Source organism: Pseudomonas machongensis, assembly GCF_034961125.1.
Classification (GTDB): domain Bacteria; phylum Pseudomonadota; class Gammaproteobacteria; order Pseudomonadales; family Pseudomonadaceae; genus Aquipseudomonas; species Aquipseudomonas machongensis.
The window spans coordinates 129,567-138,495 of sequence record NZ_JAYFUI010000033.1; the positions used below are offsets into that span (position 1 = coordinate 129,567).

The following is an 8,929-nucleotide window of genomic DNA, read 5'->3' on the forward strand; positions in this document are numbered from 1 at the left end:
GCTGACCCAGGGCGGCACCAGGGACGGAAAAAATATTCATCGAACACGGGAATAGAAGCCGACACCGGGGCGTTGTCCCTGCATGGCCGATGCATAAGGCCATCATTCCCCCGAACGGATTCGGATAACCGCCAGAGGTATCTCTCATGTTGAAGAAAAGCGCACTCGTTCTTTCATTGGCTCTGACCTGCGTGTCTGGCCTGGCCTTGGCTGACACCCCCGCGACGGTCGGCGACAGCGCCCTGGGCAAGGTCCTGGTCGACAGCAAAGGCCTGACCCTCTACACCTTCACCAAGGACAGCGCTGGCAAGTCGGGGTGCAACGGTCAATGTGCGCAGAATTGGCCGCCGCTGGCCGCCGGCCCCTACGCCAAGGCCGCCGATGGCTACAGCGTGATTACCCGCGACGATGGCAGCAAGCAGTGGGCTTACAAAGACCAGCCGCTGTACGGCTGGGTCAAGGACCAGAAGCCGGGCGATACCACCGGCGAAGGGGTCGGCCAGGTCTGGCACGTGGCCAAACCCTGAAGCTGAAACACCACGGGGGACTGTCGATGGACAGCCGCCGTGGTGTTTGTGCAAGACAGAAACAAAAAAAGCGACCCTAAGGTCGCTTTCTTTGTGGCTTCCGGGTGTTCAGTGGGCCCTGGAAGCTGGAATATGGCGCAGCGGACGGGACTCGAACCCGCGACCCCCGGCGTGACAGGCCGGTATTCTAACCGACTGAACTACCGCTGCGCTATACATCGAGTGGTGGGTGATGACGGGATCGAACCGCCGACCCTCTGCTTGTAAGGCAGATGCTCTCCCGGCTGAGCTAATCACCCTTCGTCTCGGTGTGGCGCGCATTCTACGGAGGAGCCTGTACCCTGGCAAGCACTTTTTTCAAATTTTTTATCTGATCTTTCAAAGACCTATGAATAAGTCACTGCTGGCCCTCTGACAGGGTTGGCCTGCAACCACTGCTCGGAGAATAATGCCCGCCTTATGCATTAAGGAGAGATTCCCCCTCATGTGGTTCAAGAACCTGCTGACCTACCGCCTGACCCAGGATGTCCCGTTCGAGCCTGAAGCGCTGGAGACCGCCTTGGCCAGCAAGCCGGCCCGCCCCTGCGCCAGCCAGGAGCTGACCACCTACGGCTTCGTCGCTCCGTTCGGCAAGGGCGAAGACGCTCCCCTGGTACACGTCAGCGGTGAATTCCTGTTGATTGCCGCGCGCAAGGAAGAACGCATCCTGCCCAGCAGCGTGGTCAACGATGCGGTGAAGGAGAAGGTCGAAGAGATCGAGACCGAGCAGATGCGCAAGGTCTACAAGAAGGAACGCGACCAGATCAAGGACGAGATCATCCAGGCCTTCCTGCCGCGTGCCTTCATCCGCCGTTCGATGATCTTCGCTGCCATCGCCCCGCGCCAGGGCCTGATCCTGGTCAACTCGGCCAGCGCCAAGCGCGCCGAAGACCTGCTCTCCACGCTACGTGAAGTCATGGGTTCGCTGCCGGTGCGTCCGGCCACCGTGAAGATCGCCCCGACCGCGACCATGACCGACTGGGTCAAGTCGCAGCAGCCTGCCGAAGGCTTCTATCCACTGGATGAATGCGAGCTGCGCGACACCGCCGAAGACGGTGGCATCGTGCGCTGCAAGCGCCAGGACCTGGCCAGCGAGGAAATCCAGTTGCACCTGAGCACCGGCAAGCTGGTCACGCAACTGGCCCTGGCCTGGCAAGACAAGCTGTCGTTCGTGCTCGACGACAAGATGGTGATCAAGCGCCTGAAGTTCGAGGAGCTGCTGCAGGAGCAGGCCGAGCAGGATGGTGGCGATGAAGCCGCGCAACAGTTCGACGCAAGCTTCCTGCTGATGATGATGACCCTCAACGAATTCCTGCCGGTGCTGTTCGAAGCCCTGGGTGGGGAAGAGATTCCGCAGGGGGTCTGATTCAGGTTGAAAGGCCGGTGCTGGGTGGTTGTGTGGTCGCCAGCACCGACTTGTCCCGCGAAAGGGCCAGTGAATTTCACAAAGCTATAAATAGAAAAGGAATCCCCCCATGCGCGCCCTCGCCGCCTTCAGCCGTTTCGTCGGTAACACCTTCGCCCTCTGGGTCTTGGTGTTCGCCTGCCTGGCCTTCCTGCAACCACAATGGTTCATCGCCCTGAAGGTAGCCATCGTGCCACTGCTGGGGCTGGTGATGTTCGGCATGGGCCTTACGCTCAAGCTCGACGACTTCGCCGCCCTCGCCCGTCAACCCTGGCGCGTGGCGCTGGGAGTGGTGGCGCATTTCGTGATCATGCCGGGCGTTGCCTGGCTGCTGTGCCAACTGTTTCACCTGCCACCGGAAATCGCCGTGGGCGTGATCCTGGTCGGCTGCTGCCCGAGCGGCACCGCCTCGAACGTGATGGTCTGGCTGTCGAAGGGCGATCTGGCACTGGCCGTGGCCATCGCCGCAGTGACCACCCTGCTCGCGCCCTTGCTGACCCCGGCGCTGATCTGGTTCCTGGCCTCGGCCTGGCTGCCGGTCTCGTTCATGGACATGTTCTGGTCGATCCTGCAGTTGGTGATGCTGCCGATCGTGCTCGGCGTGCTGGCGCAGAAGCTGCTCGGTGCGCGGGTGCAACTGGCGGTGCAGGTGCTGCCACTGGTGTCGGTGGTGAGCATCGTGATGATCGTCTGCGCGGTGGTCGCGGCCAGCCAGGCGAAGATCGCCGAGTCCGGCCTGCTGATCATGGCGGTGGTGATCCTGCACAACAGCTTCGGCTTCCTGCTGGGCTATCTGACCGGCAAGCTGTGCAAGCTGCCCCTGGCACAGCGCAAGTCGCTGGCGCTGGAGGTGGGGATGCAGAACTCAGGCTTGGGCGCGGCCCTGGCAGCGGCGCATTTCTCACCGCTGGCGGCGGTGCCCAGCGCGCTGTTCAGCGTCTGGCACAACATCTCCGGGGCCTTGCTCTCGACCTGGTTCAGGCGCATGGAAGAGCCTCGCGGTGCCGGGGAGGAACAGACGCAGGTCGGGCACTGAGCAAGCGGGCCTCTTCGCGGGCAAGCCCGCTCCCACAAGGTATACAGCTGTCTTGAGTTTGGGAGCGGCGGTTCGCCGCCGCGACTTGCCCGCGAAGAGGCCCGGACAGGCGCCACTTGCTTGTCACCCGGCAGATGTGCAATATAGTGCGCACTGTGAGGACGACCTCACGACGCAAGGCGTGACCAATCCGGGGACGGCCCCATCTTTCAACGATGGAGAATCATCATGTCCTGGATCATCCTGTTCTTCGCCGGCCTGTTCGAAGTCGGCTGGGCTATCGGCCTCAAATACACCGATGGCTTCACTCGCCCACTCCCCACTGCACTGACCGTCGCCGCCATGGCCGTGAGCCTGGGCCTGCTAGGCCTGGCCATGAAGGAATTGCCGCTGGGCACTGCCTACGCCATCTGGACCGGCGTCGGCGCAGTCGGCACGGTAATCGCCGGCATCATCCTGTTCGGCGAATCCATGGCATTGGTGCGCCTGATCAGCGTTGCGCTGATCGTCGCCGGCCTGATCGGCCTGAAGGTCAGCGCCAGCTGACCTTCCACCCTCCCCTCAACGCAAGTCGCCGCGCAAGGCACTGACCTCCTCGCGCAGCGCTTCAGGCTGGGCCGCCTCCACCGGGATGGCGGCACCTGCCACCAGGGTCACCCGCGACCACAGTCGACGCAGGAAGCCCTTGGCCGGATCACGGCTGAAGAAACTCCCCCACAACCCCTGCAACGCCAACGGAATCACCGGCACCGGCGTCTCCTGGAGAATCCGGCTGACGCCCCCCTTGAACACATCGATCTCACCATCGGCGGTCAGTTTGCCTTCCGGGAAGATGCACACCACCTCACCGGCCTGCAGGTACTCGGCAATGCGCGCAAAGGCCCGCTCGTACGTCGCCTCGTCCTCGCTGCGCCCGGCAATCGGGATGGCCCCGGCAGTGCGGAACACGAAGTTGAGCACCGGCAGGTTGTAGATCTTGTAGTACATGACGAAACGGATTGGTCGACGGATCGCACCGCCGATCAGCAGCGCATCGACGAACGACACATGGTTGCACACCAACAGCGCCGCCCCCTCGTCAGGGATACGATCGAGATCGCGATGCTCGACGCGGTACATCGAATGGCTGAGCAACCAGATCAGGAAGCGCATGGTGAATTCAGGAACAATGCGGAAGATGTAGGCGTTGACCGCAATGTTGAGCAGCGACACCACCAGGAACAGCTGCGGGATGCTGAGGTCGGCCAGGCTCAAGAGGACGATGGTGACGATCGCCGAGACCACCATGAACAGGGCATTGAGGATGTTGTTCGCGGCGATCACCCGGGCGCGCTGGTCTTCAGGCGTACGCGCCTGGATCAGGGCGTAGAGCGGCACGATGTAGAAACCGCCGAACACACCTAGCCCGACGATCGAGACCATGATCCACCAGGCCTGGCTCATGCCCAACAGGCTCAGCCAATCGTGCGGCGCAGCAGCGGCCGGCACGTCACCCGAATGCCACCACCAGAGCAGACCGAACAGGGTCAGGCCGAAAGAGCCGAACGGCACAAGGCCGATCTCCACCTTGCGCCCACTCAGGCGTTCGCACAGCAGCGAACCGACGGCAATGCCCACCGAGAACAGCGTCAGCACCAGCGTGACCACGGTCTCGTCGCCGTGCAGCCAGTCCTTGGCATAGGCCGGGATCTGCGTGAGGTAGATCGCCCCGACGAACCAGAACCACGAGTTGCCGACGATCGAGCGCGACACCGCCGGGGTTTGTCCCAGGCCCAGGCGCAGGGTGGCCCAGGACTGCTTGAAGATATTCCAATCCAGCTTCATCTGCGGCGCCACCGCCGCCGCCCGCGGGATCCAGCGGCTGGCCAGGTAGCCGAGCACCGCAGTGCCGACGATGCCACCGGCCACCACCGTGGCGTAGTTGCCCGAGGACATCATCACCCCGGCACCGATGGTGCCGGCCAGAATCGCCAGGAAGGTGCCCATTTCCACCAGCCCGTTGCCGCCGACCAGTTCGTCTTCGCGCAAGGCCTGGGGCAGGATCGAGTACTTCACCGGCCCGAACAGCGCCGAATGAGTGCCCATGGCAAACAATGTCAGCAGCATCAGTTCCAGGTGATCACTGAGAAAGCCCACCGCGCCGATCAACATGATCACCACTTCAGCCAGCTTGATCGCACGGATCAACGCATCCTTGGCGAACTTCTCGCCAAACTGCCCGGCCAGCGCCGAGAACAGGAAGAACGGCAGGATGAACAGCAGCGCGCAGAGGTTGACCCAGATCGACCGGTCGCCCTCCAGGCTGAGCTTGTAGAGGATCGCCAGGATCAGTGACTGCTTGAACAGGTTGTCGTTGAAGGCACCCAGCGACTGGGTGATGAAGAACGGCAGGAAGCGCCGCTTGCCGAGCAAGGTGAATTGCGAGGAATGACTCATCGTCCTTGTTCCTGAGAGGGCGTTGTCAATTGGAGGTCCGCTCATCGCGAGAAGCCACAAATCTGCACGCGATTGCCCACCTCTGGCAACAGGCCTGCGAAGCGCATCACGCCGACGAACCAATTAATGGCTATATGCCATTATTTTTTCTGCAACCCCTTTTCAGAATGTTGCAAGGCTGCCGATAATTCATATAGATGACTACATCCGATAACAGGATCAGCCTTCGGCTCTCCTCCAACGCACAAGAAAAGGAGCACAGCAGCAGATGTTCACCTGGTTCGGCGATCTGAAGATCGCACACAAACTCGGCCTCGGTTTTGGCCTGGTCCTCGTGCTGACCCTGACCCAGTCGCTGATCGGCTGGGACGCCCTGGGCAGCCTGGTGCGGCGCAGCGAAGTGGTCAGCGACGTCTCCGCACTCAACGATGCCCTGGGCGATCTGCGCGAGGCGCGCTTGCGCCACGCCATGTCCAATGGTGACGAAGAACAAGGCAAGGCGTTGCAGCAGACACTGGCGGCCTTCCAGGCCCCCCTGGCGAAACTCCACGGTATCCTGCGCAACGCGACCAACCTGCAGACCCTCGACAAGGCCGAGCAGGCCCTGCAGGCCTATGCCCGCAACCAGGAACAGAGCCTGCAGTCGTACCGCACCATGCGCGCGGCGCAAAAGGAGATGGGTGGGCTTGCCACCCAGTCGTTCGCCACGATCGACAGCATCCGCAAGCAGGTCCGCGCGTTGCCCGATGCCGAACAGCGCTACGTGCGCAGCGAAGCGATCAACCAGATTCGCGAGAACCTGATCCTGCTGCGCTACCAGGTGCGTGGCTACACCGGCAACACCAACACCGACACCGAGCAGGCGATGAATGCACAGATCACCACCACGGTGAACGACCTGCCAGCCCTGACCGCGGTATTCAATGGCCAGTTCGCCGAACAATTCCGCCAACTGAACGAACAGGTGCGCGCCTACGCCGCCGCCGTCGAGGCCTTCCGCGGCGAAACCCGCAAACTGATGGACTACCGCGCCAACATGGGCAATGACGTCGCGACCCTCACCACCCTGATCGGGCAATTGCTCGACAGCCAGGCAGTGGCCGTGGTCAATGACAGTCAGTTCGCCAAGACGCTGCAGTTCGCCACCACCGCCCTCGCCCTGCTGCTCGGTGCCCTGCTGGCGATACTGATCGCCCGGCAGATCAGCCAGCCGCTGCAACGGGTGCTGCGCGCCATGGAGCAGGTGGCCGACGGCAACCTGGGCGAACAACCCAGCAGCAATCGCCGCGATGAACTCGGCCAGTTGCAGAACAGCCTGCATGGCATGACTGCCAAGCTGCGCCAGCTGATCGGCGGCGTGCGCGACGGCATCTCGCAGATTGCCAGTGCCACCGAAGAGCTCTCGGCGATCACCGCGCAGACCAGCGCCGGCGCCAGCAGCCAGCGCCAGGAGACCGACCAGGTCGCCACTGCGATGCAGGAAATGGCCGCCACCGTGCAGGAAGTGGCGCGCAATGCCGGCGAAGCCTCGGTGGCCGCCAGCGCCACCGATCTCGAGGCCCGCGAAGGCGACAGCGTGGTCACCCGCGCCGTGACCCAGATCGGCCGCCTGGCCAGCCAGGTCGACGCCACCAATGAGGCGATGGACGCCCTGCGCAACGAAAGCCAACGCATCGGCAAGGTGATGGACGTGATCAAGGCCGTGGCCGAGCAGACCAACCTGCTGGCGCTCAACGCCGCCATCGAGGCCGCCCGCGCTGGCGAGGCCGGCCGTGGTTTTGCCGTGGTCGCCGACGAGGTACGCAGCCTGGCCCAGCGCACCCAGGCCTCGACCGAAGAAATCGAATCGGCGATCAGCAGCCTGGAGCAAGGCACGCGCTCGGTCAGCGACCTGATGGAAGAAAGCCAGAGCCTGACCGAAAGCAGCGTGGCACTGGTACGCGAGGCCGGCGTTGCGCTGGAGGGCATCACTCAGCGGGTGTCGGGCATCCAGTTGATGAACCAGCAGATCGCCGCCGCCTCCGAGCAGCAGAGCGCCGTGGCCGAGGAGATCAGCCGCAGCGTGGTGACGGTGAGGGACATTTCCGAGCAGACCGCCGAGGCCAGTGAGCAGACCTCGGTGTCCAGCGTCGAACTGGCACGGCTGGGTGGGCATTTGCAGCAGATGATCAGCCGGTTCCAACTCTGACAGCCCGAGCTCCCCTTGTAGGAGCGGGCTTGCCCGCGAAAAACATACTTGCAGGAGCACTGTCCTGCTCAAAATCGAAAGACCAGCCCAATCGCTGTAGGAGCGGGCTGGTCCCGCGAACACCGGCGTAGCCGGTGCCATGCATCACGGTATTCCTTTCACGGGCAAGTCGGAGCGGCGAACCTCCGCTCCTACAAAATGGACTGCCCCCAATATGTTGGACAGTTTTAACCGGTGACCTGAGTCCTGTAGCTCACAGGGCTCAGGCCATTGAGCCTCAGCTTGATGCGGTCATGGTTGTAGTAGTGGATGTACTCATCCAGCCCTGCCTTCAGTTCCTCGACGCTCTCAAAGCGTTTTAGGTAGAAAAACTCTGACTTTAGTGTGCCAAAAAAACTTTCCATCGCAGCGTTGTCCAGGCAATTGCCTTTGCGAGACATGCTCTGTTTCACACCTCGCGCTGTGAGCTTGTGGCGGTATTGGGCCTGTTGGTAATGCCATCCCTGATCTGAGTGGATCACTAGCTTTGGCTTTTCTCCCAACCCATCGAGAGCCCTTTCCAGCATGTTCCCGACCAAACCATACGTAGGCCGGCTGGCTGTTTCATAGGCGATGATCTCGCCGTTGTACAGGTCCATCACCGGCGAGAGGTAGAGTTTTTGCTGGGCCACTTTAAACTCGGTGACATCGGTCACCCACTTCTGATTAGGCCGTTGCGCAACGAAATTACGCTCCAGCAAATTCATTGCCACCTTGCCGACAGTGCCTCGATAAGATCGGTACTTCTTCGGGCGTACAATGGACTGCAAGCCAGATTCAGCCATCAACCGCTCAATGACCTTCTTGTTAACCAAGGTCCCCTGATTTCTGATCGCCAGGGCAACGCGGCGGTAGCCATACAGCCCTTTCTCTCGGTGATAGACCTGCTGTACCAACTCCTTGAGCGCCGCATGTTTGTCCGGCCTCTGCTGGCATTTGACCTGGTAATAGAAGGTGCTGCGCGCCAACCCCACGATCTGCAGAAGATCAGGCAGCGGATACCTGTGTCTGAATTTGCAGACGATCAGGGCTTTTTCGTCCGTGTTCGCTCCTTCTCCTCCCGCAGAGCCTTTAACTCCTTTAAGACATCATTCTCCATGCGCAGATATTCGAGCTCGCTCAACAACTGCTCACGGGATTTCTCTGCGTCGTTGGTGTCGGTGGGCTTGATGGGCTTAATTTTCTTCGGCACGGCTGGTTTTCTTTGCTTGGCGACAGAGGCTGCGGGACTGCCACTGTAGTACTGCCGCAGCCAAATG

Annotated in this window: 6 protein-coding genes, 2 tRNA genes and 2 pseudogenes; 6 read left to right on the forward strand and 4 right to left on the reverse strand. The window is 61.7% G+C overall.

Going from position 1 to position 8,929, the window contains the following annotated elements:
* Positions 1-146 precede the first annotated feature (146 nt).
* Positions 147-527, forward strand: coding sequence for a COG4315 family predicted lipoprotein (locus VA602_RS01120; protein ID WP_323452239.1), 381 nt, complete (start codon positions 147-149; stop codon positions 525-527).
* A gap of 133 nt (positions 528-660) precedes the next feature.
* Here VA602_RS01120 and VA602_RS01125 read toward each other — a convergent pair.
* Both VA602_RS01125 and VA602_RS01130 read right to left on the reverse strand, forming a co-directional pair.
* Positions 661-737, reverse strand: a tRNA-Asp gene (locus tag VA602_RS01125).
* 13 nt (positions 738-750) lie between these two features.
* Positions 751-826, reverse strand: a tRNA-Val gene (locus VA602_RS01130).
* Between the two features lie 185 nt (positions 827-1,011).
* On the opposite strand from VA602_RS01130, the gene rdgC reads away from it, so the two are divergent.
* From rdgC to sugE, 3 genes are all read left to right on the forward strand, one after another.
* Positions 1,012-1,932, forward strand: a complete 921-nt coding sequence (gene rdgC, locus VA602_RS01135) for a recombination-associated protein RdgC (protein WP_054890921.1) — start codon at positions 1,012-1,014, stop codon at positions 1,930-1,932.
* Between the two features lie 109 nt (positions 1,933-2,041).
* Entirely contained in the window at positions 2,042-3,007 is a 966-nt protein-coding gene (locus VA602_RS01140) for a bile acid:sodium symporter family protein (protein ID WP_323452240.1), read from the forward strand.
* Positions 3,008-3,235: 228 nt separating this feature from the next.
* On the forward strand, positions 3,236-3,553 hold the full coding sequence (sugE, locus tag VA602_RS01145; protein WP_063545829.1) for a quaternary ammonium compound efflux SMR transporter SugE: 318 nt from the start codon (positions 3,236-3,238) through the stop codon (positions 3,551-3,553).
* A gap of 15 nt (positions 3,554-3,568) precedes the next feature.
* Here sugE and VA602_RS01150 read toward each other — a convergent pair whose 3' ends face one another.
* Positions 3,569-5,443, reverse strand: a complete 1,875-nt coding sequence (locus tag VA602_RS01150; RefSeq protein WP_112898963.1) for an MFS transporter — start codon at positions 5,441-5,443, stop codon at positions 3,569-3,571.
* Between the two features lie 268 nt (positions 5,444-5,711).
* On the opposite strand from VA602_RS01150, the pseudogene VA602_RS26700 reads away from it, so the two are divergent.
* Together VA602_RS26700 and VA602_RS26705 are read left to right on the forward strand one after the other, a co-directional pair.
* Positions 5,712-6,776: pseudogene (locus VA602_RS26700) on the forward strand (methyl-accepting chemotaxis protein); the annotation flags it as partial.
* Entirely contained in the window at positions 6,768-7,631 is an 864-nt protein-coding gene (locus VA602_RS26705; RefSeq protein WP_370671074.1) for a methyl-accepting chemotaxis protein, read from the forward strand. The pseudogene VA602_RS26700 and the gene VA602_RS26705, both read left to right, overlap by 9 nt.
* 227 nt (positions 7,632-7,858) lie before the next feature.
* On the opposite strand, the pseudogene VA602_RS01160 reads toward VA602_RS26705, so the two are convergent.
* Positions 7,859-8,929, reverse strand: a pseudogene (locus VA602_RS01160) (IS3 family transposase); the annotation flags it as partial.

Bases quoted from the DNA above. Each gene is read 5' to 3' on its own strand.
- VA602_RS01120 (WP_323452239.1), top strand. From the start codon at position 147: ATGTTGAAGAAAAGCGCACTCGTTCTTTCATTGGCTCTGACCTGCGTG.
- rdgC (WP_054890921.1), top strand. From the start codon at position 1,012: ATGTGGTTCAAGAACCTGCTGACCTACCGCCTGACCCAGGATGTCCCG.
- VA602_RS01140 (WP_323452240.1), top strand. From the start codon at position 2,042: ATGCGCGCCCTCGCCGCCTTCAGCCGTTTCGTCGGTAACACCTTCGCC.
- sugE (WP_063545829.1), top strand. From the start codon at position 3,236: ATGTCCTGGATCATCCTGTTCTTCGCCGGCCTGTTCGAAGTCGGCTGG.
- VA602_RS01150 (WP_112898963.1), bottom strand. From the start codon at position 5,443: ATGAGTCATTCCTCGCAATTCACCTTGCTCGGCAAGCGGCGCTTCCTG.
- VA602_RS26705 (WP_370671074.1), top strand. From the start codon at position 6,768: ATGACTGCCAAGCTGCGCCAGCTGATCGGCGGCGTGCGCGACGGCATC.